Annotated in this window: 21 protein-coding genes and 1 tRNA gene; 6 read left to right on the top strand and 16 right to left on the bottom strand. The window is 48.4% G+C overall.

The annotated features are described in order from the left end of the window. Positions 1–230 precede the first annotated feature (230 nt). The 6 genes from KG007_RS01790 to KG007_RS01765 form a co-directional block, all read right to left on the bottom strand. On the bottom strand, positions 231–1,280 hold the full coding sequence (locus KG007_RS01790) for a thiol-activated cytolysin family protein (protein ID WP_213347132.1): 1,050 nt from the start codon (positions 1,278–1,280) through the stop codon (positions 231–233). Positions 1,281–1,319: 39 nt separating this feature from the next. Further along, positions 1,320–2,579 carry a BACON domain-containing protein gene (locus KG007_RS01785; RefSeq protein ID WP_213347130.1) on the bottom strand — a complete coding sequence of 420 codons (1,260 nt, stop codon included), beginning with the start codon at positions 2,577–2,579 and terminating at the stop codon, positions 1,320–1,322. A gap of 112 nt (positions 2,580–2,691) precedes the next feature. After that, positions 2,692–3,078 (bottom strand): hypothetical protein, encoded by a 387-nt coding sequence (locus KG007_RS01780; RefSeq protein WP_213347129.1) that lies wholly within the window; start codon positions 3,076–3,078, stop codon positions 2,692–2,694. A gap of 246 nt (positions 3,079–3,324) precedes the next feature. Beyond that, complete coding sequence (locus KG007_RS01775) at positions 3,325–4,986, bottom strand: tetratricopeptide repeat protein (protein ID WP_249413214.1); 1,662 nt, start codon at positions 4,984–4,986, stop codon at positions 3,325–3,327. A 142-nt stretch (positions 4,987–5,128) separates the two neighbouring features. Continuing rightward, on the bottom strand, positions 5,129–5,962 hold the full coding sequence (locus KG007_RS01770) for a hypothetical protein (RefSeq protein WP_213347125.1): 834 nt from the start codon (positions 5,960–5,962) through the stop codon (positions 5,129–5,131). 279 nt (positions 5,963–6,241) lie between these two features. After that, positions 6,242–7,165 (bottom strand): hypothetical protein, encoded by a 924-nt coding sequence (locus KG007_RS01765; protein WP_213347123.1) that lies wholly within the window; start codon positions 7,163–7,165, stop codon positions 6,242–6,244. 1,372 nt (positions 7,166–8,537) lie between these two features. On the opposite strand from KG007_RS01765, the gene KG007_RS01760 reads away from it, so the two are divergent. Beyond that, a complete protein-coding gene (locus KG007_RS01760) occupies positions 8,538–9,476 on the top strand; it encodes a HEPN domain-containing protein (RefSeq protein WP_249413213.1) in 939 nt (312 codons plus the stop codon). A 62-nt stretch (positions 9,477–9,538) separates the two neighbouring features. On the opposite strand, the gene KG007_RS01755 is transcribed toward KG007_RS01760, so the two are convergent. Further along, a complete protein-coding gene (locus KG007_RS01755) occupies positions 9,539–10,582 on the bottom strand; it encodes a hypothetical protein (protein WP_213347121.1) in 1,044 nt (347 codons plus the stop codon). Positions 10,583–10,745: 163 nt separating this feature from the next. On the opposite strand from KG007_RS01755, the gene KG007_RS01750 reads away from it, so the two are divergent. From KG007_RS01750 to KG007_RS01735, 4 genes are all read left to right on the top strand, one after another. After that, positions 10,746–11,678 carry a Fic family protein gene (locus KG007_RS01750; RefSeq protein ID WP_213347120.1) on the top strand — a complete coding sequence of 311 codons (933 nt, stop codon included), beginning with the start codon at positions 10,746–10,748 and terminating at the stop codon, positions 11,676–11,678. A 161-nt stretch (positions 11,679–11,839) separates the two neighbouring features. Further along, positions 11,840–13,426, top strand: a complete 1,587-nt coding sequence (locus KG007_RS01745; protein WP_213347119.1) for a hypothetical protein — start codon at positions 11,840–11,842, stop codon at positions 13,424–13,426. Positions 13,427–13,567: 141 nt separating this feature from the next. After that, entirely contained in the window at positions 13,568–14,308 is a 741-nt protein-coding gene (locus tag KG007_RS01740; protein ID WP_249413212.1) for a radical SAM protein, read from the top strand. A gap of 5 nt (positions 14,309–14,313) precedes the next feature. Next, positions 14,314–14,538 carry a hypothetical protein gene (locus KG007_RS01735; RefSeq protein WP_213347358.1) on the top strand — a complete coding sequence of 75 codons (225 nt, stop codon included), beginning with the start codon at positions 14,314–14,316 and terminating at the stop codon, positions 14,536–14,538. 147 nt (positions 14,539–14,685) lie between these two features. Here KG007_RS01735 and KG007_RS01730 read toward each other — a convergent pair whose 3' ends face one another. The 5 genes from KG007_RS01730 to KG007_RS01710 form a co-directional block, all read right to left on the bottom strand. Next, a complete protein-coding gene (locus tag KG007_RS01730; RefSeq protein WP_213347118.1) occupies positions 14,686–15,969 on the bottom strand; it encodes a hypothetical protein in 1,284 nt (427 codons plus the stop codon). A 210-nt stretch (positions 15,970–16,179) separates the two neighbouring features. Beyond that, positions 16,180–16,719 carry an ORF6N domain-containing protein gene (locus KG007_RS01725; RefSeq protein ID WP_213347117.1) on the bottom strand — a complete coding sequence of 180 codons (540 nt, stop codon included), beginning with the start codon at positions 16,717–16,719 and terminating at the stop codon, positions 16,180–16,182. 11 nt (positions 16,720–16,730) lie between these two features. Further along, entirely contained in the window at positions 16,731–17,945 is a 1,215-nt protein-coding gene (locus KG007_RS01720) for a site-specific integrase (protein ID WP_213347116.1), read from the bottom strand. 304 nt (positions 17,946–18,249) lie between these two features. After that, a tRNA-Lys gene (locus KG007_RS01715) sits at positions 18,250–18,322 on the bottom strand. 103 nt (positions 18,323–18,425) lie between these two features. Beyond that, entirely contained in the window at positions 18,426–19,724 is a 1,299-nt protein-coding gene (locus KG007_RS01710; protein ID WP_213347115.1) for a glycoside hydrolase family 2 TIM barrel-domain containing protein, read from the bottom strand. Positions 19,725–19,775: 51 nt separating this feature from the next. On the opposite strand from KG007_RS01710, the gene KG007_RS01705 reads away from it, so the two are divergent. After that, the gene (locus tag KG007_RS01705; protein ID WP_195458284.1) at positions 19,776–20,228 is read left to right on the top strand and encodes a type I restriction enzyme HsdR N-terminal domain-containing protein; all 453 of its coding nucleotides are present in this window, start codon (positions 19,776–19,778) and stop codon (positions 20,226–20,228) included. 26 nt (positions 20,229–20,254) lie between these two features. On the opposite strand, the gene KG007_RS01700 is transcribed toward KG007_RS01705, so the two are convergent. The 4 genes from KG007_RS01700 to plsY all read right to left on the bottom strand — a co-directional run bounded on the left by KG007_RS01700 (position 20,255) and on the right by plsY (position 24,864). Next, entirely contained in the window at positions 20,255–20,995 is a 741-nt protein-coding gene (locus tag KG007_RS01700; RefSeq protein ID WP_195458283.1) for a LytR/AlgR family response regulator transcription factor, read from the bottom strand. Continuing rightward, positions 20,988–22,058 carry a sensor histidine kinase gene (locus tag KG007_RS01695; protein WP_195458282.1) on the bottom strand — a complete coding sequence of 357 codons (1,071 nt, stop codon included), beginning with the start codon at positions 22,056–22,058 and terminating at the stop codon, positions 20,988–20,990. The genes KG007_RS01700 and KG007_RS01695 overlap by 8 nt, the downstream gene beginning before the upstream one ends. A gap of 283 nt (positions 22,059–22,341) precedes the next feature. Next, complete coding sequence (locus tag KG007_RS01690; RefSeq protein ID WP_195458281.1) at positions 22,342–24,042, bottom strand: AMP-binding protein; 1,701 nt, start codon at positions 24,040–24,042, stop codon at positions 22,342–22,344. 120 nt (positions 24,043–24,162) lie between these two features. After that, positions 24,163–24,864 (bottom strand): glycerol-3-phosphate 1-O-acyltransferase PlsY, encoded by a 702-nt coding sequence (gene plsY, locus KG007_RS01685; RefSeq protein ID WP_195458280.1) that lies wholly within the window; start codon positions 24,862–24,864, stop codon positions 24,163–24,165. Between the last annotated feature and the right edge of the window lie 106 nt (positions 24,865–24,970).

The raw sequence follows: 24,970 nt of genomic DNA, 5'->3' as shown, positions 1-24,970 counted from the left end.
TCGATATACATACTAAAGGGAAAGCTATCCTTTACATAGTGATATGTACAAGTATAATGGTGCAACGGGATTAAGCTGGCTATACTTGCCATTTTCATATTGACGAGTGTGTCTAAGAACGGAGGACCTTGTTGGAGCCCTCCGATTGTGAGGGACCTGACGACACTGAACATCAATATCTTTTTGTTCTTCTAAGGATAACAATGCAGTATTAGGAGATGTTTTACAACTTATTCAGTGGCGAACGAAGTTCGGAAAACGGAGTTATCTTCGGCATAATTTGCTGTGAAGAAGATCGGCGCACCCGGAACCTCTTTGGTAAATTCACCTCCGTTTACTATGAACTCATTGAATTTGTCATAGCCTTCGACGATTTTAGCCACGTCACTGCCTTTACCGCCGGTCACGCATAAACGCATCGTCGATTCTTGCAGAATTTTCTTTTGTTCAGCAGAAATGTTTATCTCGCCACCGACGATTCCGGCGGAAAACGAAGCCTTGACTGCTGACCTCAATTCATCGAAACTATAATCGCTCTCTATGGCGATAATTGCCATGCGTCCGAATATGATAGAATTTATATAAACAGGAGATTTAGACAAAACGCCGTTCAGATCATCATTATTCAAAAAGATATTACCATCGTAGGGATAGTCCATAATCATCGAAAAGTTTTTTTGAACTACACGAACAAATAATCCCGATTTACTTTTAATATTCGTATAGTTTACCGAGGCGTCTAATTTAAAGAAGGTGGCAATATTTAGATTGGCGCCGAAAGCTAATTTTAGTTCACTATATTTGAAAAACTGGCGCATATCATATTCAAATCCAAGAGATTGCTCCCCGCTAAACTCCGATGAATCGGTTGCTTTCTGCAATGACTGATACATCCCTGATACCGAGGGTCTTTGAATTTCGTCGAAATAATAACGAGGAAATGTGAATGTAACATAAATCGGTTCAATAGGCTTTTGAATCCAGTCATAAGTCAAATTTTCAATAGATTTTCCCGTATATACAGCGCCTAAAAAAACATTAGAGGAAGTTACGGCCATCTGGTCGCTTTCGTTGTTGGCTCGGGTGGTCTTGTCGTATGGATGATAGGATTCGTCCCACTCCAGATGGTCCGTAGGCAGGACGATAGGATCGGGAATATATTTGGAGGATTTCACTTTTTCCGGGGTGGTTTCCGGTTCCTCTTTCGTGCAAGAGTATGCACACACTGCCATTGAAAGCACCAATACGATGCTTCCAAACTTCGAAAAGTTTGTTTTCATAATGTTAAAAATTTAGTGGAACAATGTAGATCAGAACGTCTACTGCAATGTAAATTCTATTGCTAAATTTCCAACCTGACTGTTTGATAGTTTATTTGTGTTGAACCCTAAAGGTGTGATATTCAGCGATCCTATGTCGCTGATAAATCTTCCGATCAGTTCGTCGCCGCCTTTTACCGTTTGCACGTTGTTGCTTTTATCGAAATACATATAATAGGCGAGAAGATCATTCTTAACCTGAATATCATCCGCACTCAACTCTTCCTTTTTAATGATTTTATCAACAACGCTTATTGCCTTCGTATATTCCTGGTCTGTCTCAACGAAAAGCAAAGACATTCGGCCAAAGGTCATGTGGGTAATATAGGACATATCGGGTAGTTGTTCCTCGCTAATTGTTTCTTGAATTAGTTTAAGAGGATTATCCATCCTGATCATAAACATTTCCCAGGAATAGTTATAGAAAAAACCCGTCCGTTTCCCCATTTCTTTTTCAGTATAGGGTTCTCCGCTTATCAGTTCATCGAGGTTGAGGCCCAGGTTGCCTACTCCCAGCAGGTGCAGATGCCTGTGTGAGTAGTATTGCAACGGGCCGACGTAATAGAATTGCGGACTTTGCGTCGGCAATTCGGAAGTTATTTGCTGCACCATTTCATTCATACCGTCTAATGAGGGCAGCAATTCCTTTTTATAAAACACGCCATTGACAAAGGCGCTAATCGTGATAGGATTGTAAGTATATTGGTCGTAGACTGTTAATATACGGTTATTGGTATGGCAGTTAATCAAATGCCCCGGAAAAACCTGCGTCCTGAATGCCGGGTTTATGAATGACTGTTCGGCCAAGATCCGGTATTTGCGCATAACATTATCCGGCAGAAGGTCGTATTTGTTATCGTTGAATTTATTAACTGCGAACGTGTGCCACTGCAAAGGATCGTATTCCGGCTTTTCCTGTCCGGATTGGGAAATGAACAGTTCGGCTGCCGTCAATTTGTATCTGTCGTGCGAGTAAGACAGCGTTATCGTTGCCTCGCGCGGAGTTTCCGTATCGTTTGGCAACACCTGTACATCCAGATATTTCGCATTGTCCACAGCGACTTTTTCGATTATGCACCATTTCGGAATAACCCCGATTGACCAATCGCAATTTGACGTAACTTCTATGCGTTTCTGAATACCTGCATAGTCGGTTACGACCTTGTTTTCATTAATTGTTATGTAATATGGCTGCTTCGGCGTATCGTCGTGGCAGGCTACAAATGCGAGTGTCAAAAGAAATAGTCCTAAATGCTTCATAACCATAGCGCGTTATGGTGATACAATCCAAGTTATAGTTGCAGCTTCTTGTTTTACCGTTAGATGCAATAAACCCGTATACAACAAATGTACTAAATACTTACCGTAAATCCTATATAAATTCGAATTGGCCGATGTATATAGCGCCGTTTTCAAATTCCACGGAAATAGTATATACCCCGAGGTCGAGTTCAGATACGTCCAATACCGATTTCAGGTCCGAAAATTCGATTCTATCGGTAAGAGATTGTCCGTTATTGCCGATAACGGTAACGAGGGCCATACCCGATTCTTCGGGCGAATTGAGTTCCATCCAGGTACACGTCGGGTCGATTGTCCCGATAAGCGGGCGAACGATACTTCGTATACCCTTACTTGTCCTTTTCCTTTCCAGGTAGACCGTTACTAGGGTAGAGTGCTTTCCTTTTTTGGTATTCGCTCTGAGGCCAAGCCCAACTGCGAAACTGCAAAGCAGAATCAAGAATACAAGTTTTTTCATAACTTAATAAATTAAGGGGTTAGGTGTTATACAAAATTAATGTTGATGATTTGAAAATAGGCGAAAAATGGGTGTGTTTAATCTATCATCTGAAAAGTGTAATATGCAGATTATCAATATAATAAAGGCTGATGAATTTGGCAAAATCCATCAGCCTTTATTTTGTTCGTGTAATATGCTGATAAACAGCTAAATACCCCCCCCCTGTGTGTTCTGTTTCTTTGTATATATTTGACTGTTAGTTGATTATGTTAATTTTTCTAAGAATAACTCTTTGTCTGGAGCATTCGAAGCAGCAATCCGCGCCTTCAATCTCGACTTTCGATTATAGATATTTGGAACTGAATCGTCGATCAGGACACTGATAATTTGTGCTGAAAATCCCGCATAGATATAACTGAGTACATCAATATCAGAAGATTTGATTTTAGGGAATTGTTCCCGTAGCTTTATTATGATATTGTCGTTTACGGTATTTATGATTCCTTCCATTTCTTTTTTTGTTACACTGTCGGTAGACAGGTTTGTAATAAAGGTTTTTACTTGTTTGAAGATTTCTTCCTGCTGCGCTTTGGTGTTGGCCCGTTCATAGAATGCCCGCCCGAGTTGATCGAGAATATCAAAACGAGACAATACCAATTCTTTTAATCGGACTTCCATGCCCGTCTTTTGTTTCAATTCTGTGACGATAAGATCTTTTGACAACCGAATACTGTCTACGAGTGACATATACCGTTCAATCTGTTCTTGCTTTTGCCGGATGCGTTGCCTATAATAATAGATAAGAAATACAAGCAGAATGAAAATAAAAGCCGCAGTTGCATATTCAAAATGCTTTCGCGTTTTTAAACGGAAACTGGTAAAGGCCGTTTGCTCTTTGTAAAATTTCTTTTCGGCGGCAATAGCCGATTGAGCCACGACTACCCGTGAAATAGAATCGCTTAAAAGAATATAATCATTGATCGCCGTTTCAGCAACATCGTAATTCTTGGCAGCCATTTCTATTTGGAACGATTGATATTTGATCGCTGCTTCATCCCTTATATCTGTTGTCAATCTGGAGGCTATATTAAGATAATAACGTGCGCTGTCAATATCATGTCGCTGATAATATGCCTTTGCCAATAATATGTATTCCAAATTTGTTACGGCTTCGGGTGATATATTTTGAATATCTTCGACCATCTGCAATGCTTTGGAGATATTGCCTTCTTCTGTATAAATCATCCCGATATTACTTAAACAAGCCGAAATAATGTCGCTATCCTGCCTCTCTTTGGCTAAGTCCAATGCGAGCGTATAATAATGTAGGGCATTTGCGCTGTCTTGCAGACTTGAATAAGCATTGCCTATATTGAGCAAAGCATTGTTTTGGAAAGCGCGATTATGGAGTTTTGATAAACTCTTATAAGCATTCATATAGTACTCCAGCATCCCGTTAAAATTCAGTTGTTCGGAATAAACATCGCCAATGCGGGTATATACCAATCCCAAAAAGTAGTTAGACTTTCCGGCAAGGGCGTATTTTTCTGCTGTCAGATAGTAGCGTATTGCTGACGGATAATCTTCCGCGTTCTGGTGGATTCGCCCGTAGTGATAGTTCAGCAGGAACCGCACCGAATCCGAACACATCCGTTTGTCATAATAACAGTATGCAATACGAATCAAAGAATCGTCGTCGATGTCGTAATAATTTTTATCGAGAGCTTGGGAATACAGGAGTGCATACTTTGCCCGAGTACTGCGGCGGGTAATATCCTCCGGGTCGATTCCCTCGATGATAGATAATGCACTCTCCGGAGCAGAGCGCATGAATTGTCCGGCTTGGTATAGCTCCTGCTCGATCTGGCTGTTATTGCCGCAACCACACAAGGCCAGGAGGGTTAAGAGGGTAAGTATGTATTTCATGGCACGAATTATTAAACAAAATAACAATAATTCCATGATTTAGCAACCTTATTTGAGGAAAAATGAACAATAGGCCGGAAGCGTTGCTCCGGCTTACTGCCTATTCCCGACCTGTAAAAGCTCCTGAATGTTTACCTTTTCGTTAAAGGGCTTTAAGGAATTGCACGATGTCGATGCCGTGCTTGTCTGCGGCCTGCTCAATATCGTTTATGAAACCTATCGCTTCCTCTTTCTGCTCCTGCCCGTTCATCACCTTAACCTCTTTGCGCTTGCCCCGTTCACACGCATCGTAACGCTTCACCGTGTTTTTCAGCAGAAAGAAAGTCGAGGGGGTTATGTAAGGCGCAGTCATACACTCGCCCCGCCGGATAACGATCTGATGTCCTACATTCGTCCGTTTGATTTTGCGCCACCACCTAAACGGTTTTTTCAATAGGTCGTCTACATGGAAGTTGGCTTCCGTAAGATGCAGCGAAAAACTTTGCTCGTCCTCGTTGTATTCGATCTTATCGACGAACATATCGCAGGAGTTTTCCCGCATATCCAGTCCGGGATTCATGTCGAAATGCGCCATATCCCGGAACATCACCCGTACAAGTACTTCTTCGCATCGGAAAATGTCTATCGTCATATATTCTTTCAGCACCCCGATAATCTCGTCGATATAGCCGTCCATCAAGCCGCTGAAAATTGCGTTGGTCGTTGCTTTCACTTCGTCGGGGGATAACTCTCGGACCTCTTTCGGCCATCTGTCCGGCGCTTGCTCCTTGATCCGGTCGATGATCGCCGCGAAGTTCTCCACGTCGAAAATGTCAAATTCTACTGGTGTCTGCCCGTCGTTCCGCATTCCGGAAATGTAATTCAGCAGCAGGACATACATTTTCAAATCCTCGGCGGCGGCCTCCAATTCTGTTTCGTCGAAGGACGCTATGTCACGCCCGAAGCGGTTTTGCATAATATAATCGAACACGAACATAGGCAGTTGTTTCTCGGATAAAACGCCTCGTTTTCGGGCGAAATTCCGGACATACTCTTCGGCGGCGGCTCCGCCGGGTTCCGGCAAGAGCCATGTACTCAGTTTGTCGTCGGGTACTTCGGTCGAAAGAATCCGGAAATCGTGTTCACGGATATAGCTATAATTCTCGTCCAGCAGCTTCAAAAACTCCGGCAAAGAGGCTGCTTGTGCCGACGGGAACGGGCCGAACAGAAAACATAGTAATCGTCGTAACATGGTAGTTTATTTTGGAGGTTGCTATTACGGTTTCTGGTACTGCAAAATGTCTCGCAAGATCTGTTTGTAGTGCGAGAAGTCGAAAATGTTGAAATTCGGAAGTTCGATATTATTTACCCGCGCCAGGCGGATGATCCGTAAAATATGCTGGAAATCTTCGAAGTAGGCGCGGCTGTTCGGCCAATAGGTTTCAGGCCGTGTAATGCGTACCAAAAGCGAATTGGCAAAGGCATAGAAGAACACCCGCAGCGGCAGCAGCTTCGGGTCGCAGACACCCGTTTCGCGGAGCAGTTGCGCCGCGGTCGCTTCGGGGTTCTTAAAGTATTTTCTCAGTTGTCCGGTATCTGGAGCAAGCCAGTCCTGCAAATAAACCTTATCTATGTCGTTCGACATGATTACAAGGTCGTGAAGCCGGATATAGCGCAGGCTGGCTTTCCGGGCCACGAAAGCCCGCGCACTCTTTTCCGAGAGGTTGCAACTGTTCTTGTGCGGAAGCTGCGAGAGGTAATAGGAAATATATTTGCCCCGGTAGCTTTCGCAACCCGCAGGAGCATAGAAATACAGCAAATCGCTGCTGTCGATGATATACCTGTCCCGTAGAATGTCGGCGGCAAGCGCACTGCCTCCCCCGATGATCTGCAAATCGTCCGCCTGACTGATGATAAGCTGTCCGTCGTTAAGGGGCCGACCTTCGCGGACACGGCGCGTGAACGCTTCGAATTTCCTTTGCGTAACGGCAACGGTCAGCCTTATTTCCAACCCGTCGCTGCGCAACCGTATCGCCCTATTCGCGCAACTCATTTCGAAAGCCCCGTCGATGCCTGTCAGTACCGTAGCGTAGCCCAGCGGGTAATTCTCACGGATCAACTGCGCAATCGCTTCATTCGAAAGACGGTGCACACCTTTCGAATTTTTGCCGATAAAACCCAGAATCAGATTCTTTTCCATGATATAAGGTCGGGGAAGAAAAAGCACGGGGAAAGTGCTGTTTACTCCAAACAGGTACGCCCATACCCACCAGATATACAGACTTAAACCCCGTGCCGCAGCACGAAATTAAATCCGCATGACAATCTGGCTTTACAAAGTGGGCGTTTTGTTGGAGATCAGCAGCTAAATTCCGTTATGTAAATTCTATTATCCCATTATTTTCAGTTTGTTGTCGCTATGTAGTTTTCATTCAGTCGTAAAAAGGGGTGCAGGTCAAAAAGGCGCCTAACCGTTATGAAAAATCATATATTGACGCTGCACCCTAAACCCGGTCGCTTTACCCATGCGCCGGGGCGGTTCATTATGGTTGGTTTGGTCGGTGGGTCGAAGAACGGGGCGCGGGAGTATGTGCCAACGCGCCCCTGGCAGTATAGCCGGCAAAACGTATTACCTCACTTTGCCTCATCGTGATCTGCCGGCATGACTGCACTTGTCTATTTGTAGGTCTGGAGACGGAGAGGTCCCAAGAAAGGAACAGCCGCAATGTCGTGTTGCCCGGCTTGCAGGCCGGGTTTGTTACGGCTGTTCCGCCGTCCGTCGAATTACTCCCTTTTGTAATCCTATGCTGATGCAGTTTTGACCGACGGTTTGACGATTCCCGGCCAGTAGACCGGGCATATATGGAAATAGGCTTTTTCTCGAAAAAAGGGGCGGCCGCGTCAACAATTTGCATTTTCCCCATAATAGTAACAACGGCCGCCCCCGGAGCAGGCTGGAGAACCCGCCCCGTAGATGCCGCGCAAACATGCTGCCCGCATCCATACGAAGCAGGACAGCAAGACCAGATTTTGAAGAGCCGACCGTTCAGGCGGGATTTACTATTTTGCGCGGCAAGACCCGGCGTTCCGCTCCATGCCGGAACCGCCGAAACATACCGATTCCGCCCGTTCCCAAGCTGGGGACGGGTGCAATCCGCAGGTGCGGCGATAGTACGCAATGGCAGTAGGACGCGACGGGGTTCCATAAATTCGTGGGATTTTGGAAATATGCGCCCCGGATAGGCATAAAAAAAGCAAGGGACGCGATAACATTCCAAACAAGAGGTATTAGGAAACCCGTATCGGAGAATGTACCGCGCCCTTGCAAGTCCCGTCCTTACGGACGGAACAAAACAAGGGCTGGCAACATTTATACCTCTAATACAAAAACGTCCTAATTTTCTTGTTTAGGTATAAAGAGTTGCTGCTCTTTATTATGTCCGTCGGCTATGCCGAGTTATGATAATTCCGCATAATGATCTGTTTTGGTTTCTTTTAAGTGGCTCCTGCCACCTCATTTCGGAAACTTTTGCAGACTATTTGCAGGAATGATAAGCAAATATACGGAAAATATGAACAAGGCAACGCGCTTTACCAACTTTTTTCATAATTTTGTAGTTATGAAAAAGAGCGTCAACTTCTTACCCGAAAAGAAACAATCCGATCTGAAACAACTTGTCGGCCTTATCCGCGAGAACGTGAAGAACGTCGGCATGATTATTCTTTACGGGAGTTACGCGAAGAATAAATATGTCGATTACGACCAGCGCATCGAGTTCGGCGTGCCGACTTATTACATGAGCGATTACGATATTCTGATTCTGACGCGCAAGGAGATCGGGGCGATTGAATATTCGCTGTATGATAAAATTACGGATGCTTTTTTTCAACACAAGAACCGTCCGTTTCACACCCACCCGCAGTTTATCAATTACGGAATAGATGATTTCAACTATGCACTCTCAAAAGCGCACTATTTCGAAACGGAGATAAAACGCGAGGGAATTATCCTGTACGATTCGGGCGAATACAAGTTGGCCCGCCGCCGTAAGTTGGATTTCGAAGAAATCAAAGAACGGGCGCAGAAATATTTCGATGATAAATTTGTTACAGCTTGCCGTTTTCTTGAAACAACGAAATTTGAATATAATAAAACTTGGTATAAGTTATCTTCATTCCAACTACACCAAGCAACGGAGAACTTTTTGCGGGTAATTCCTATGGTCTTTATTCTTTACGGCCACAAGGACCATAATCTTACTGCCTTGATGAAAGCCTGCAAGGAATACGCACCGGAGATATTCAAAGTGTTCCCGCGCGACACGCCGGAGGAAGAACGGCTTTTCAAACTCCTGGAACGGGCCTATGTCGAATCCCGCTATAATCCCGACTTCGAAATCACGAAAGAGGACCTTGACGCCCTGCTTCCGAAAGTCGAACGCCTCCGCGACATCGTGGAACGGGTCTGCACGGCGCAGATCGGCTACTATTCCAGCCAGAAAGCCGGATAGCTGTCTGATAACTCCGATATGCCCCAGCGGCAAGATATATAATAGGTTGACTTTCGCACAATCTATTTAAAATCAATCGTTCTTGGATTCCACTTTTTATGTGGATCGCAAGGATAAATATAGGGTAAATAGTATTCTTCTATTTTGAATAAACTATATTGAACGCTTAAAAACTTTCCGGCTTTTTCATTCCAAAACGCATTGCCGTTCCCGAACATCATTACTAAAATTATTCCCACGGCAGCAACGCTTAATACGGCATTTTCGAGTGTTGCTTCCTTGAAATTACTTTCTCGGTCATGTTTAACGCGGTTATAGGCCGCATACCACGGGAGCGGAGTATATTCTGCGGCTTCCCATGCTACAAAGGGTCTGGCGAATCCCCAACTGTTGTAACGGAAGAAATAGGAATGAGTTTTGCTTAAATGGAGATAATTATTTACCAGCCAATAATCAGTCATTGACAAATTTCCGTCTTTGGGATAACCATGAACTTTTAAAAAACTTTTTAAAAGATTCTCTACTTCGGTACAGGCAAGGATTAGGATATTGCGCAACTGATGTCCGTATGTGTTTTTATTGTCGGGTATCGGCTCGATAACTTTAAAGACGTTTGTTAATTCGTCTATCAATAATTCGAATTGAGGTAATTTGTTTCTATAATAGGTATAGTTTGGTCCATAAAGAGGATAATTTTCCCCATCATTCAAACTATCAATATACACGTTGCTAATTCCATCTTTATTAAGTATCGGACGGAATACCATAGGATAGTATTCGCCGGCTCCCAATGGTGCTTTTACGATTTGGAACTGTTCCCAAAAAGTATCTGGATCGAATTTTCTGTATGTCGAATGACGCTGAAAAATGGTTTCTTGTAAATCCCATTCAGGTTTATAAGGAAATGATTCCGGGCAAGGGGCGTCGCCCTCGAAATAGGAATCTTCCGTCAGAAAAGAATCAACAAGAGTAGAGTTGCCATAGACGCACTCTAATTTGTAAAACGTGATAGTATTATCTTTTAACTCAAAAATCGAAGATAGACCTTTATCAATTATTGTATCTCTCGTAGCCCTGAGAATGTAATAGAATCCTTCGCTTACCATAATGCCCAAAATAGTTAGAATGGAACTGAATACTACAAAGATACAATTTTCCGTGAAGTAGATGTCGTAAGTTCACTATTTTCTGATTCCAATTCGATAAGATACTACCCAAATACTACCCAAATTAGAAATAATTGCTACCTTTGCGAAAAGCACCGATACCATGTCCTATACGCCACCGTACACCATCACCCCGAAAATTACGAATCTGGTTGCGCAGATCAGCGAAGCCGTCGGCGGATATTACGCCCACGAAAATTTGCGTCTGCACCGCATCAACCGTATCAAAACGATTCACGGTACGCTTGCCATCGAGGGCAACTCGCTTTCCTCCGAGCAGGTGACGGCGGTGCTGGAGGGGAAACCCGTTGTCGCGCCGATGAACGAAGTACAGGAGGTTCGCAATGCGATAAAGGCATACGAGTTGCTCGACACACTCGACCCGTTTTCGGTCGATGATCTGCTGAAAGCGCACGCCGCAATGGAAGCGGGGTTGATCGACCAAGCCGGGCAATTCCGCAAGGGCGGCGCGGGTGTTGTGTCCGGGGATCAGGTGATACATCATGCCCCGGATGCCGGGCGCGTTCCCTACCTGATTGCCGACCTGTTCGCCTGGCTCCGGACGACAGAGGAACATCCGCTGATCGCAAGTTGCGTATTTCATTACGAGTTCGAATTTATCCACCCGTTCGCTGACGGCAACGGTCGCACGGGGCGGTTATGGCAGACGCTTATCCTCTCCAGGTGGCGGGCTATCTTCAAAAACCTGCCTATCGAGAATATCGTTTACAAGTATCAGAAAGAGTATTACCGGGCTATTGCCGTGAGTGGCGGAAAGGATGGTTGTACGCCGTTCGTGGAATTTGTTTTGGGGGTAATCGCGGAAACGCTGACTACCCAAGAACCTACCCAAAAAACTACCCAAGAAATTATACTTGACAAGATTCGCAATAACCCGAAGATAACCCGCGAAAAGCTGGCCGCATTGATCGGCATATCCCCGGACACGGTGAAGTATCACTTGCGGCGGCTGACTGAACAAGGAATCATTGAACGGGTCGGGGCCGCGCGTTCGGGGGTGTGGAGATTGAAATAATAGCAGAAATACAATGGAGCCGGGAACGCAAGTTCCCGGTTTTGTCATTTCCTACACTTCGAAAGGTGTAGGAAAGCTATTTTCGTTCGATAATCCTATGAACAAAACAAAGGCTCCATGCACGAAGCATAAACCCTTTGATACTTTCTTGCGGTTGTTCCATGACGGAGCATCTGGAACGCCGCCAGTACCGCGCCGACGTGCTGCACGTCAGCAGCGAACAGCGCGAACGTGAGCAGCAGACCTACCAGCCGCCCGCATTGAAGATCGAGCGGGACAGCAACCGCTTCTTTCTCGTGCCGACAGAGGTGCAGGAGAACGGCGAACGCATCATGGCGATGCAGATACAGGAGGTGACAATCCGGGCCACAGCCCGGACACTCCCCGAACGGCTCGGAAAGGTCACAATCGACTTCGTGATTGACATGCCGCGCCAGTTGCAGGGCGCGTGCCGGAGTGTCGTAGTTACGCCCTTTCTGCACAAGTACGGCGAAGCACACCCGTTGCAGGACATCACCATCCGCGGCGGGCTGTTCTCACGGGTGCAGCAGCGCGACTACTGGCAGTTCGGCAAGTATGTCCGGGTATTCGCGCCCGACAGCGCAGCCGAAGCCCGCGCTTTTGCCCGCTTCGTGAAATATCCCTACCCGGAGGGCGTGCGGCTCGATAGCGTAGCGGCCCATCCCGGCCATATCTCATATTACTATTCGCAGGAAGTGCCGACAGACGAAACGTCGAAAACGATGCTCATAACCTTACAGGGCCGCGTCGTGGCACTCGACGACAGCAGCTATACGCTGCCCCCGTCCGACACGCTGACCTATCACGTTTCCTCGATGCTCTCATTCGTCGATACCACGACGCGCTACAAAATAAAGGTCATAAGCAAGTACGCGACCGTGCAGGATCGCAACTACATTCAATTCCTCGTGAACGACACCCGCGTCCTCGACACCCTCGGCAAGAACACCGCCGAGCTTGACAAGATCGGCGCACGCATGGCCGGGTTGATCGGCCAGCAGGAATTTTTCGTCGATAGCGTCGTGCTCACGGCCTCGGCATCCCCGGAGGGCAGTTTTGCCCGCAACCGCAGTCTGGCGCAAGGCCGCGCCCGTGCCCTCAAAGGCTACCTGCGGGAGCGCATCGGGTCCCAAGTCGATACGCTCGTTCGGGTGCGGTGGGTGGCGGAAGATTGGCCCGAACTGGCTGCCCGCATCCGTGGCGATGAAAGCCTGTCGCACCGCGTCGAAATACTGGAGTTGATCGCCGCCGAGAAAGACCCCGACCGTCGTGAGCGGGTGATCCGCGAACGATACCCGGCGGATTATCGCTATCTTAAAGAAAGCGTCTATCCGTGGCTGCGGGCCGTGACATTGCGGTACGACCTGCGCCGTCAGGGAATGATAAAGGACACCATTCACACCCGCGAGGTCGATACGGCTTATATGCGGGGTGTGGACCTGCTGCAAAAGCGCAGGTATGCGAAAGCCCTTTACAACTTGCTTGAATACCACGACCGCAACACCGTCGTAACGCTCCTTTCGCTCGGCCATGATGCGCAGGCGTTGGAAATGCTTGACGGGCTGGAGCAGTCCGCGACCGTCGAATACCTCAAAGCCGTGGCATGCTCCCGGCTCGGACGCAAGGCAGAGGGCCGCGAACATTTCCTGACGGCCTGCGGCATGGACGAGCGGATGCAGTACCGCGGGAACCTCGACCCCGAAATAACCGAACTTTTAAAGGAATAAGCCATGAAGATAGGACTGATAGACGTAGACGGCCACCACTTCCCGAACCTCGCCCTGATGAAACTTTCGGCATGACACAAAGCCCAGGGCGACAGCGTGGAGTTTGCCGACCCCATGTTCGGCCGATATGACCGGGTGTATATGTCGAAAGTATTTACGTTTACACCCGATTATCCGCACGGATTCCCCTGCGAGGTGGTAAAGGGCGGAACCGGGTATCGGGACTACTCGACCGTGCTGCCCCCGGAGGTCGAACACACCTGCCCCGATTACGGGCTGTATGACTATCCCGCGGCAGTAGGTTTTCTGACCCGCGGATGCGTGAACCGCTGTCCGTGGTGCGTGGTCCCCCGCAAAGAGGGTGCATTGCGGGGAAATGCCGACATAGAAGAATTTTTAGACGGACGCCGCAACGCCGTACTGCTCGACAACAACGTACTTGCATCCGGATGGGGACTGGAGCAGATCGAGAAGATTATCCGGTTAGGGGTGCGCGTAGACTTCAATCAGGGACTTGATGCCCGGCAGATCGCCCGGAATCCCCCAATCGCCGAACTGCTATCGCGGGTGAAATGGTTGAAATATATTCGCATGGCTTACGACAGCACCGCCGTCCGTGACGATGTGCGCAAGGCCATAGAAAGGCTGAAAAAATGCGGCGTCTCGGCTTCAAAGATGTTTTTCTATGTGCTGGTCCGGGAGGTGGACGACGCGCTGGCCCGCATCGAGGAATTATCGGCGCTGGGTTGCCAGCCCTTTGCGCAGCCATACCGCGATTTTGAGAACAAAATCCATCCGACACCCGAACAGCGGCGACTGGCCCGCTGGTGCAATCACAAAGCGACGTTTCACACCGTAAACTACAAAAACTACAAAGAATAGAAACTATGAAAAGAAAAACATTCGTAAGCATCTTAATCGTGCTGCTGGCCCTATTCGGTCTGACCCGCTGCAAGCTGGCGGAAGTCGAAACCATCGACGAAATACCGTGCCCCGGAGTTGGGATAGACACGGTGAAAATCCCCGGCTGGGATTATCCTATTAATTCCGTCTTACCATATTCCGGTCTGAATTCTAATCTAAACGGCCTTAATCCGGATAGTGTCGTTTAATTGGCTGGATAACGCGGGAAAAAGATGGTTGCGGTTAATGCGATAGGGGATTTTATGTTCTGCGTGGTGAGATATCCGCACAGGAGGGGCGCCGACAACTCCAATTCTGATAGAAAAAAGCGAGAGGCTTAATCTCTCGCTTTAGTTTTATTTTACTAATAAGTTGTCAGGTATTTCCCAACCATGTGCATTTGCAATTTCTATAAATTGAGTTTTTAGGGCCGCATCATTTTCGAATATATTATGCAAATATATTTCTACGGTATACGGATGTTTTACTCCAGGTTTAAAATATTCGCATAACAATCCGACTAATTTTTCATTTAATCCAAAGTTCCAAATAATGGTCTGATAAAAACCTGCATGGGAATTTGTGGCAATATAATTTTGTTTGAAATGGTATTCGGTAACATATTCTGATATAAATATGTCATAAAAGTCGTAAGATTTTAAAATACGAACTTGATTTTTCAAAATGCCATTTATTCCTACATCTTCACTATAACAATGCTTTAAAAGATGCTTATTAGCTTCCTCAATTTCTTTCGCTGGGATTAATCCTGCGTTAAGCATTTCTGCATATATTGAAAGGGAATTTTGTCTGTGAAGTATTATGTCTTTATACCAATATTTTCTGATTCTTTCTTTGCTTGGCCAAGGTAGATTTCCCACTTCAGCCGGATATTCGGCAAGGTATCGGTATAAAAGCGTTGGTTTTATCATAAGCAAGCCTTTCATTAAGTCTTGCACTCTTGCTGGAGCTTGATGTATTATTGTATGTATTGTACTATATATATCGCTGGCATGAAGAGTAATGGCATTTTTAAAGAAATCCTCAAACTTATCATCGGTTACGACATCCGGGATTTCTGCTAATAACGGTCTTATATCTGATCCTGGCGGGGTGACTGACGGGTCGAAAAATTTTGTAAATTTATTAACTAATGACATATAACCGCCTTCGACTGTAATAAGTGGAAGGTTACTTTTCAGAAATGCCCAAAAAGCCAGAATGTGAGAATCCGTAATATCATTTCTTTTGTAATGGGCGCAATCGTTTCGCCGATCTCTCCAATATTTAATCTGTTCCCGTATATCGTCGCTGATATTGAAGATTGCTTCTTTTGTTATAACTTTGTTGGTGTCTTTCTTTTGTTGCGAGAATAAGGCATTTATTACAGTTTCTTCCCAATCACGATCACTTACTAATTCTTGTTGCATCTTTGTCCATTGAGCAGCAGGAAATGGAGTTGGAGGTTGGGCGTTTTGTAGACGATCTTTTATAATATTTAAAAAGCCGATATAGGACAACATAAGTGCAGGGCGAATTATTCCGTTTTTATAGCATAAAACCGCATCGTCGAAAATTCTTCGATGATCGTCTTTGATATAAGATTGTTTATCCAGCCAATTTTCAAAATCTATTTTCATAGTTATCGGGGGTTAAATTATTTAATCAGGTTACTTCCGCGACTATGAATATACGAAAAATATTCTATTCTTTTGATATAGAATAGAAAAATAGATAATTACACAGTTTTGACATGGATAATAATCATTTCGATTTATGTGTAACGTTCTGGATAAACGTTCTCGGTTCATACGGTAGAACGGTATTGTCCCTGCAAGTCTGATTGCATACTATTTTGGCTTTCGTGTAATTGTATGCTTAACTTTCAGCATAATTAAATTGCATTCGATAGTGGTTTCGGATTGCGTAGTTTCAAAAGCATCGTCCAGCAAATCGCTGATGATGCGGCTGCCTTTCTCGGCAAGCCGCTCTTGCAGATGCGGGTCGGCAGGTTCTTGCAACGCCGACATCGTGTGGGACAGTTCTTTCACCTTTGCAAAGGTTTCGATAATCCCGATTGTCGTCTGCGTGGCAACAGGCGATTTCAGGATCGTCGCCAGCATATAAAGTCCCTTTTCGGTAAAGGCTTTAGGGGCATAGCGGACCTTTGCGGATTTTGTGGTCGAAATTTTCGACCGCAAATCTTCCCACTCTGCCGGGGTAAGCTGGAGGATGTACCCGTCCGGGAATTTGTCGGGGTTGTTTTTGATCGCTTCGTTTACGCGCTTCGTTTCGACGCCGTAAAGGACTGCTACATCGCTGTCGAGAATCACCTGACACCCCTGAACAACGATGATTTTGTCTTTAATTGCTGTCTGAACTGCATCCATAATATAGTAGTTTATTGGTAAAGGGTTTGTATCTGCTTCGTCGCGTTATTGAGCGCACTGATGTCGTTGATGATTTTTTCGGGAAGAACATGGGCGTAATGCTGGGTCATACGCATATTTGCGTGTCCCATCGTTTTGGCGATGGTGGGCAGCGGAACGCCGAACGACATGGCAGTAGTCGCGTAGGTATGCCTTGCCATGTGGAATGTCAGCCGCTTGTTGATTCCGCAGCGCTCGGCCAACTCTTTCAAATAGGTATTAATATGCTGTTGTGTGGAGCGGGGTAGTACCCACTCGCCAGGCAGGGTTTCATATTTCTTGATGATGGACATGGCAAGGTCCATTACCGGAATAATCGAAAGGATGTTCGTTTTCTGACGCATAATCTTAATCCACATCTTCCCGTCGTCGCCCGTGGTGATATTACTCCGTTTGAGGTTCATGGCATCGACGAACGCCAATCCGGTGAAGCAACTGAATACGAAAAGGTCTTTGGTCGTAATCAGCCGGTTCTCGGTAAAGGACTTTTGAAGGATAAGTTTAAGTTCATCCACCGTAAGGAAATTCGGGTTTACAGGGTCGAATTTGATTTTATGGTCGGCGAACGGGTCCGCTTTCAGCAGCCCCTTTTTGATGCAGATTTTCGTGACGTGCTTGAAAACCTGCATGATTTTCTGCACCTGATTGTTCGATATTTTGTATGTCGTAAACAGGAAATCGGAAAACCTATCGACGAACAGCGTATCGACTTCCACGGCACACATATCCGAACGGCGGTACTCGGCCTTGATGAACGCTTCTACCCGGTCATAGACGAGGGTGATTCTTTTGTACGTGGAGAGCGAACGACAGACGCCGACCATATCCTTTTGGCGCTGCTTATATTCCGCAAAGACACCTAAAATGGTGTTAGTGGAATCTGTCAATCCCAGGAAACTGTTTTTTACCTGCTCGGCAGTTACGAAAGTCCTGTTTTGCAGCAATTCGTAATAGGTTGTTCTGATCTTCGCTTCGAGGTTGTGCAGTTGGTTGTTGATGTTAGATACACCTTTTCCTTTGACTTTCTGCGATTTACGATCCCACTCCATCGTGAGCGGGTCAATGGCTAACTGCGTGTAGAACTGCGTAGCCTGCTTATTTACCGTTATCCGCCCCATAATCGGGAGTAACCCGTTCCTTTTTTGCTGCATTTTGAGGTAAAAAAGGATGCTGAATGTGTTTTTCATAGTTCTGTTTTTTTGGTTACGAATGTAGTTTAATAAACGGTATAAACGCCTGACAATCAAATGACAACTAACGGGCATTTAAGACAAATCGTAACCAAAAACAGGGAAAAATCGTAACCAAAATGGTTTTGGGAAAACTGGTTACGATTTAGGTATGCAGTTTTGTCGCACTTTGACTACCTGCTGTCGTAACCAAACAAAGAAAAAACCCTTGTAGTACGCTTACTACAAGGGTTTTACAAAAAGTTGGTCTTTGTTTGACACTTGGCTGACGCCGTTCTGTATCAACTTTTGACCCCATCTGTACCCCCTCAGGGGCTCGAACCCTGGACCCCAACATTAAGAGTGTCGTGCTCTACCAACTGAGCTAAAGAGGCATCAATCTTTGTGATTGCGGTTGCAAAGGTAGCTATAATTTTTATATCTCCAAAAAAATGCTGCAAAATTTTTGAAAAAATTATCTCTTTTCGGCCTTGGGGGTTATTCCAGCGCCAGTTTGTCGCTGTTCCACTCGCCGCCGGAATCCGGATATATGAAGGGCCGGGAATCGCCGAAACGCTTCATATTCAAATAACTTTCATAGAGGTTAATGCCGTTCGCCGACTGTGTAGCCAGCGAGAAGGCGACTACCGACGGATGGCGTTTGGTCGTATGGTAGCTGTTCTCCGCGCGTTCGAGGTAAGCCGGCTTCCAGATGGGATCGTTGGACGGGTTGCCGCCCTTGCGGCGCGACTCCCCGCTGCGGCGGGTGTCGACAGGCGCTTGCGCGATTACGTAGAGCCCCTGTATGTCGCAGAAATTCAGCAACGATTCGGGCACGGGACCCGGCAGTAACTTGAGCGCATTGAAGCCCTGTTCGCGCAATGCTGCAATTTCATTCTCGGTGATCGAAGGAGGAACTTCGCGTGCGTGCAGCGTTACGGGACGCGCATTCAGGAACATTTGGCCCTCCTGCATCTCCACCGAACGGAACCCGAGCCGGAGTTCCAGGTATTCGGCGTAGCGGCCTTCATGCTGGGTTCTGAGCCGCAGCATGTACTGGGTCGGCAGTTCGGCGCTCCACAACAGGTTCGATGGGATGCGGGCCAGGAACCGCAGCGTGTCCTCACGGCGCATGTCGAGGGTAACGTCTTTATGGCCGGCTGCGGCGTTTTCGCCCGTGGGGGTAAGCAACTGGTAATGAATGCGGGAACTGCGCGCATTGAGGGCGTCGCTTTTCACGACGACCGCAATCTCGGCCGTGGCGTTGCCGTCTTCGGCGATCTTGGTCTTGGTCAGTACGTCTCGTATGTGCAGGGTCGGCTGGCTCATCAGCCAGGCTCCGCCGATGGCGGGCGAAGGAGCTTCTTTCCAACTTTCGAGCGGCGCTACGGCCGACGGTTGTGTGAGAATAACTTCGAGCGTATTGCGGCCCTCTTTAGCCTGTTTGGTGATGTTGAACTCCGACGGATCGTTCCCGTCGGCATTGTAAGCTACCGGGCGTCCGTTTATACGCACCTCGTAGTCGCCCGATGCCCAGCCCAGGTGGAACAGTACCTGCCGGTTGGCCCATGCGAACGGTACGGTGAACTGCGTCGAGAAAACGTTGTCCTTCAGGTTCCACTCCGTCAGCCGCGTGAAGTAGCGGGTGTCGCCTCCGTCGGCTGCCGTGGCCGCTTCGGCCGAAGGATAGACGAGGATTTCGCCGCGAGGCAGTTCGCGCCCGTAGGACGGGGTGTACTCCTGTGCGCAAAGCCCGCAAAGGGAAAAAAGCGCTATGGTCGAAAGGATAGTCCGCATAAGTTCGTATATTTGTCCTCCGTAAAGATACAGAAATTTTTCGATACTACGATGTCCGGGCTTCCCAAACTCAATTTTCCTGCCATCCGGCTGCGTGCTCGCCGCCGAGGCGACAGCGTGGAAGTCTGGGATTCGCTGCGGGGAATTTACCTTGTGCTGACTCCCGAGGAGTGGGTCCGGCAGCACTTGATCGCTTACTTGGCGGAGCATTGCGGCGTGCTGCCCAAACGTATTGTCCAGGAATATGCCGTGGCGCTCAACGGCCAGCCCCAGCGGGCCGATGTCGTGGTGGTGGGCGACCGGGCCGAACCGGTGCTCCTGGCCGAGTGCAAGGCTCCGGGCATCCCGATCAACAGCCAGACACTTGCGCAGGCCGTACGTTATAACTCGGTGCTCGGGGCGCGTTACATCATCCTGACCAACGGCCTGAGGCATTATTGCTGCGAATACCGTGACGGGGAATATGCCCAGTTGACCGGTTTTCCCGACTTCTCCGGCGAATAGCTCCCGGATGCGGCCCGGGCAGTCCTTTACAGGTTTTTGAAGTTCTTGTCGATATATCCCTGAAAGGTCTCTTTGTAATTCTCTCCGATCGGCACGTACTCCATGTCGTTCAGGAAGATGCGCCCTTTGACGTAGGCCCTGATCATGCGCAGGTTGACGATGTACGAACGGTGTACGCGCATGAACAACTCCGACGGAAGCGCCGTTTCCATGTTCTTGAGCCGAAACAGCGTCGTGATGGTCGTTCCGTCGGCGAGGTGCATGCGTACGTATTCGCCTTCGCTTTCGAGATAGACGATGTCGCTGATTTTCACCAGCGAGACCTTGTAATCGGCTTTTACCGAGATATATTCCTTGTCCTTGGGCAGCGCTTCGGATTCTCCTTCCTGCGGCGGACGCTGGTTGTGGCGGAGTTCGTAGAGCGAGTTGGCCTTGGCTGCCGAACGATTGAAGTCGGCGAAACTGAACGGCTTGAGCAGGTAGTCCACCGCATCGAGCTTGAACCCTTCGACGGCGTATTCCGAGTAGGCCGTGGTGAAAATGATCATCGGCCGGTCGATCAGTGTGCGGACGAAATCCACGCCGTTCAGGTCGGGCATGTTGATGTCTACGAAAATCAGGTCCACCTTCTCTGTTGCAAGCATCTGCTGCGCTTCCAGGGCGTTGTTGTATTTCGCGACGAGTTCCAGGTAGGGAATCTTCGAGATGTAGTTTGCAAGTTGACGCAGAGCCAGCGGCTCATCATCGATAGCGATACATTTAAGCATGGAGCGTCGGGATTACGAGTTTTACGGTATAGGTTTTTTCTTCCTCACGGATTTCGAGCGAATAGTTTTTCTCGCCGTAGATCAGTTCGAGGCGTTTGCGGACGTTTTCCAGCCCGATACCTGCGGGGTGTTTGACGCTCTGTGCAGCGTGGCGGCTGTTGGTGAGCGTGCTGGTTACCCGCCCGTCGGCGTATTCGATCGTGAGGCGGATGAACGACGGATGGTTGTAGCTGACGCCGTGTTTGAAGGCGTTTTCGACGAAGACGATCAGCAGCAGTGGCGGGATCGACAACTGCTCGGGCAGGTCGTGGGGATACTCCACGCGAATGTCCATGTCCTCGGTGTAGCGGATGCGCATCAGTTCGATGTAGTTTTTCACAAACTGTATGTCGCGGTTCAACGAGATGATTTCGCGGCCCGATTCGTAGAGTACGTAGCGCATCATCTTCGAAAGCTCGATCACGGCGCTTTTGGCCGACTCGGAGTCGATGTCGATCAGTGCGTGGATGTTGTTGAGCGTGTTCATGAAGAAGTGCGGGTTGATCTGGTATTTCAGGTAATCCATTTCGGCCTGCAGGTTCTGCCGCTTGAGCGTCTCCATCTGCTGCTCGTCGCGCATCGACTGGTATATCAGTTTGATTCCCGTATTGGCTCCGGTCATGAAGAACCCCAGCACCACGCTCCAGTACATCTCCAGGTTGGAGAACGACGCCTTGCGGTAAGCGTCGAGGGCTTCAGGGTCGGCCTGCGTGAGCAGATGGTCCGAAAGGTGGTCTTCGTAGATCTGCACCAGCCAGAATACGCTGATGATCAGCGCCAGGTTGCTCAGCAGGTATTTCCCGTATTTGCGCCTGAGCATGTAGCGCGGGGCGATGATCGCATTGTGGATGATGAAAATGATCAGGTAGGGGGCTATTTGCCGCCAGGCGATCAGCACGTTCTCCAGGTTGACATGCATCTCGGACATCATCTGCGAGTTGAGGACGGGGACCAGGATGATGGCCGCCCAGACCATCAGGTAGAGCAGGTTTTCGCCTATGGCTTGTTTTTTCTGGATTTTCATGCCCCAAATATAGTGAAAGTTGCGGGCAAAGCCAAACTTGTTTGGGCTTTGCCGTGACGCCTCCTATGTTCTGTAAATATAGTGAAAGTTGCGGGCAAAGCCAAACTTGTTCGGGCTTTGCCGTGACGCATTCTATCGAACGCAACACCCCGGCTCTCCGAGAGCCGGGGTGTGAAGAAAGCAGGTAACCGTACTAATTAGTGACGCCTCATTGTGTTAGAATGGATTCAGTGACTATGAAGAATTTTGGGATAGAGAATCCAATTGGTTACCTGCCTGTGCCTTATTTGTTTAAGAGCGATGGTTCGTATAAATAACGCTTGATGCTTCGTTTCGGGGTCTTTTCGAATTCGGTGGGGTAGATCGTGATGTCCGAGACCCGTTCGTAGGAGGCCAACTGCGCATTCAGTTCCTGCAGGTTGTTCTGCATGATCTGCGGCAGTTCGGCTTTGTCGAGGCCTTCGGCCTCGGCCTGTTCGTAGTCGGGAACCACCAGCGCCTTGATCTTGCCGTTCCCGGCGTCGAGCACCAGCGATTCGAGTACCATGTACATGTTGTTGAGTTTGTCCTCGATCTCTTCCGGGTAGATATTCTGTCCGTTGCCCGAAAGGATCATGGTCTTCGAACGTCCGCGGATGTAGAGCGTACCGTCGGGGTCCATCGTGGCCATGTCGCCCGTGTGGAGCCACCCGTCCTCGTCGAGAACCCTTTTGGTGTCTTTGTCGTTCTTGTAATAGCCCCGCATGACATGCTCGCCGCGGACGAAAATTTCGCCGGCCACCTGTTGCGGGTCGGACGAATCGATCTTCACTTCGAGCAGCCCCTTCAGGTAACGGCCGCACGAGCCGGCTTTGAACTCGTTGTCGGGCGTAAAACTGATCAGCGGAGCGCATTCGGTCATGCCGTAGCCGATCGTGATCGGGAAGCGAATCTTCATCAGGAACGATTCGGTCTCCTGGTTCATCGGTGCGCCGCCGACGATGAAAATGCCGACGTTGCCGCCGAAGGCGTCCATCAGTTTTTTGCGGATCACCGAGTAGATGGCCGAGTTGAGCAGCGGAATCTTCATGGCGATCGACATCGGGCCCTTCTCCAGCATCGGGAGCACCTGCTTGCGGTAGACCTTTTCGAGAATCATCGGTACGCAGCAGATGATCGTGGGCTTCACGACAGCCATCGCTTCGAGCAGGATCTTCGCTGCCGGAATCTTACCCAGCAGGGTGATGTGCCCTCCGACGGCCAGCGGCGCCAGGAAGTCGAAAGCGCAGCCGTAGGCGTGCGCCAGCGGCAGGAACGACAGCGTGCGTCCGCCTTTCTGGAAATAGTGCTGCCCGGTCTGGGTGTTGACCATCGTCATCGCGAACACCACGTTGCCCGTGAGGTTGTTCACCGTGAGCATCACGCCCTTCGAATAGCCGGTCGTTCCCGAAGTGTAGTTCAGCAGGATGACTTTGTCGTTGGGGATTTCGGGGTACTTGATGTCGTTTATGCTGAAGCCGCGCGGATATTTTGCGCGGTAGTTCTTGACGATGTCGCGCTGAAACTTGGTGAGCGACTTGCCGTCGCGCTCGTATATCACGTGGAAATCCGTCAGCGAGAATACCGCCTCGATCTGCTTGATCTGGTCCTCCTCGATCACGTCCCAGAAGTTGTCGCCCAGAAACAGCAGGCGGCTCTCCGAATGGTTGACGATGTGGATGATGTCCGTCGGGGTGAAATCCTGGAGGATCGGTACGATCACTGCGCCGTACGTGATGGTTCCTATATAGGTAATGCACCAGCGGGGATTGTTGCGACCGATCAGCGCGATCTTGTCGCCTTGCTTGATACCGGCTTTCTTGTAGAGCAGGTGGAGTTTTGCAATCTCCTTGGCCATTTCATAATACGAAAACGTCTCGTCCTTGAAATAGTCGGTCAACGCCGACATTTCACGGTTTTCGCGAAAACTTTTTTCGTATATTTTCAGCAGGTTTTCCTGTAACATAAGACTTGCTTTAGGTCCTTATTGCGGCGCAAAGATAACGCAAAAATTTAGTTTGCCGTATGTCGGCCGCGAAATTTATCCTTTTTTGCGGATTATTTCTACCAAAAGGGTGGTGGAATACTACTTGGGACGGTTCTCGTTTTCTGTTTTTTTCGGCTTTTCGTCGTCTATCTTTATGCGCCGCGGCTTCCAGATGAAGGTTTTGGATTCGGTCCCCGTTCGCAGGCGTTCGATATTCTTGCGATGGGTGTAAATCAGCAGGATGGCGATCACGAACGAGAAGACGACGAAGGGAACCGACCCGTTGACTTTCGGGGAGATAAGCGTAAAGACCGGGAAACAGCAGCCGGCGATTATCGAGGCAAGCGATACGTAGTGTGAAACCATCAGCATCACCAGCCATACGCCGAAGCACAGCAACGCCACGGGTGGATAGATACCCGTCACTGCGCCGACGAGCGTTGCGACGCCCTTGCCGCCGCGGAATCCGGCGAAGATCGGGAAGATATGTCCCAGCACGGCGGCGAATACGGCGCCGATCTTGAGGTTTATGAGGTCGTTCATGCCGATCAGGTCGTCGTACTGCATCAGTTCGATGATCGTTACCGCCACGAAACCCTTCAGGAAATCGAGCGCGAAGACCGGCAGGGCGGCCCGGCGGCCCAGCACGCGGAGCATGTTGGTCGTGCCGGCGTTTTTCGAGCCGTGTTCGCGGATGTCGATGCCGTAATATTTCTTGCCGATCCACACGGCGCTCGGAATCGAGCCCAGCAGATAGGCGATGATAATCATGGTGGTAGCCGTATAAATCGTCAGAATCATCACTTTTGCACGTTAACTTGTTAATGCAAATATAATCAAAAAATCCGGATGTGAAAACCGCTCCCGAAAAAACAGACCGCATGTCCTGCATTTCCGGAGAATTTAG

The sequence above is a fragment of the Alistipes montrealensis genome, assembly GCF_018362775.1.
Taxonomy (GTDB): Bacteria; Bacteroidota; Bacteroidia; order Bacteroidales; family Rikenellaceae; genus Alistipes; species Alistipes montrealensis.
Note: the sequence above shows the minus strand (reverse complement) of the source record. Positions and strands in the feature narration are given on the sequence as shown.

What these genes read in the sequence shown, in the direction of transcription:
- plsY (WP_195458280.1), bottom strand. Translation starts at nt 24,864, where the DNA reads ATGATTCTGACGATTTATACGGCTACCACCATGATTATCATCGCCTAT.
- KG007_RS01745 (WP_213347119.1), top strand. Translation starts at nt 11,840, where the DNA reads ATGACGGAGCATCTGGAACGCCGCCAGTACCGCGCCGACGTGCTGCAC.
- KG007_RS01725 (WP_213347117.1), bottom strand. Translation starts at nt 16,719, where the DNA reads ATGGATGCAGTTCAGACAGCAATTAAAGACAAAATCATCGTTGTTCAG.
- KG007_RS01740 (WP_249413212.1), top strand. Translation starts at nt 13,568, where the DNA reads ATGTCGAAAGTATTTACGTTTACACCCGATTATCCGCACGGATTCCCC.
- KG007_RS01760 (WP_249413213.1), top strand. Translation starts at nt 8,538, where the DNA reads ATGAACAAGGCAACGCGCTTTACCAACTTTTTTCATAATTTTGTAGTT.
- KG007_RS01785 (WP_213347130.1), bottom strand. Translation starts at nt 2,579, where the DNA reads ATGAAGCATTTAGGACTATTTCTTTTGACACTCGCATTTGTAGCCTGC.
- KG007_RS01730 (WP_213347118.1), bottom strand. Translation starts at nt 15,969, where the DNA reads ATGAAAATAGATTTTGAAAATTGGCTGGATAAACAATCTTATATCAAA.
- KG007_RS01695 (WP_195458282.1), bottom strand. Translation starts at nt 22,058, where the DNA reads ATGAAAATCCAGAAAAAACAAGCCATAGGCGAAAACCTGCTCTACCTG.
- KG007_RS01775 (WP_249413214.1), bottom strand. Translation starts at nt 4,986, where the DNA reads ATGAAATACATACTTACCCTCTTAACCCTCCTGGCCTTGTGTGGTTGC.
- KG007_RS01705 (WP_195458284.1), top strand. Translation starts at nt 19,776, where the DNA reads ATGTCCGGGCTTCCCAAACTCAATTTTCCTGCCATCCGGCTGCGTGCT.
- KG007_RS01755 (WP_213347121.1), bottom strand. Translation starts at nt 10,582, where the DNA reads ATGGTAAGCGAAGGATTCTATTACATTCTCAGGGCTACGAGAGATACA.
- KG007_RS01700 (WP_195458283.1), bottom strand. Translation starts at nt 20,995, where the DNA reads ATGCTTAAATGTATCGCTATCGATGATGAGCCGCTGGCTCTGCGTCAA.
- KG007_RS01770 (WP_213347125.1), bottom strand. Translation starts at nt 5,962, where the DNA reads ATGTTCGTGTTCGATTATATTATGCAAAACCGCTTCGGGCGTGACATA.
- KG007_RS01750 (WP_213347120.1), top strand. Translation starts at nt 10,746, where the DNA reads ATGTCCTATACGCCACCGTACACCATCACCCCGAAAATTACGAATCTG.
- KG007_RS01735 (WP_213347358.1), top strand. Translation starts at nt 14,314, where the DNA reads ATGAAAAGAAAAACATTCGTAAGCATCTTAATCGTGCTGCTGGCCCTA.
- KG007_RS01690 (WP_195458281.1), bottom strand. Translation starts at nt 24,042, where the DNA reads ATGTTACAGGAAAACCTGCTGAAAATATACGAAAAAAGTTTTCGCGAA.
- KG007_RS01790 (WP_213347132.1), bottom strand. Translation starts at nt 1,280, where the DNA reads ATGAAAACAAACTTTTCGAAGTTTGGAAGCATCGTATTGGTGCTTTCA.
- KG007_RS01720 (WP_213347116.1), bottom strand. Translation starts at nt 17,945, where the DNA reads ATGAAAAACACATTCAGCATCCTTTTTTACCTCAAAATGCAGCAAAAA.
- KG007_RS01710 (WP_213347115.1), bottom strand. Translation starts at nt 19,724, where the DNA reads ATGCGGACTATCCTTTCGACCATAGCGCTTTTTTCCCTTTGCGGGCTT.
- KG007_RS01780 (WP_213347129.1), bottom strand. Translation starts at nt 3,078, where the DNA reads ATGAAAAAACTTGTATTCTTGATTCTGCTTTGCAGTTTCGCAGTTGGG.
- KG007_RS01765 (WP_213347123.1), bottom strand. Translation starts at nt 7,165, where the DNA reads ATGGAAAAGAATCTGATTCTGGGTTTTATCGGCAAAAATTCGAAAGGT.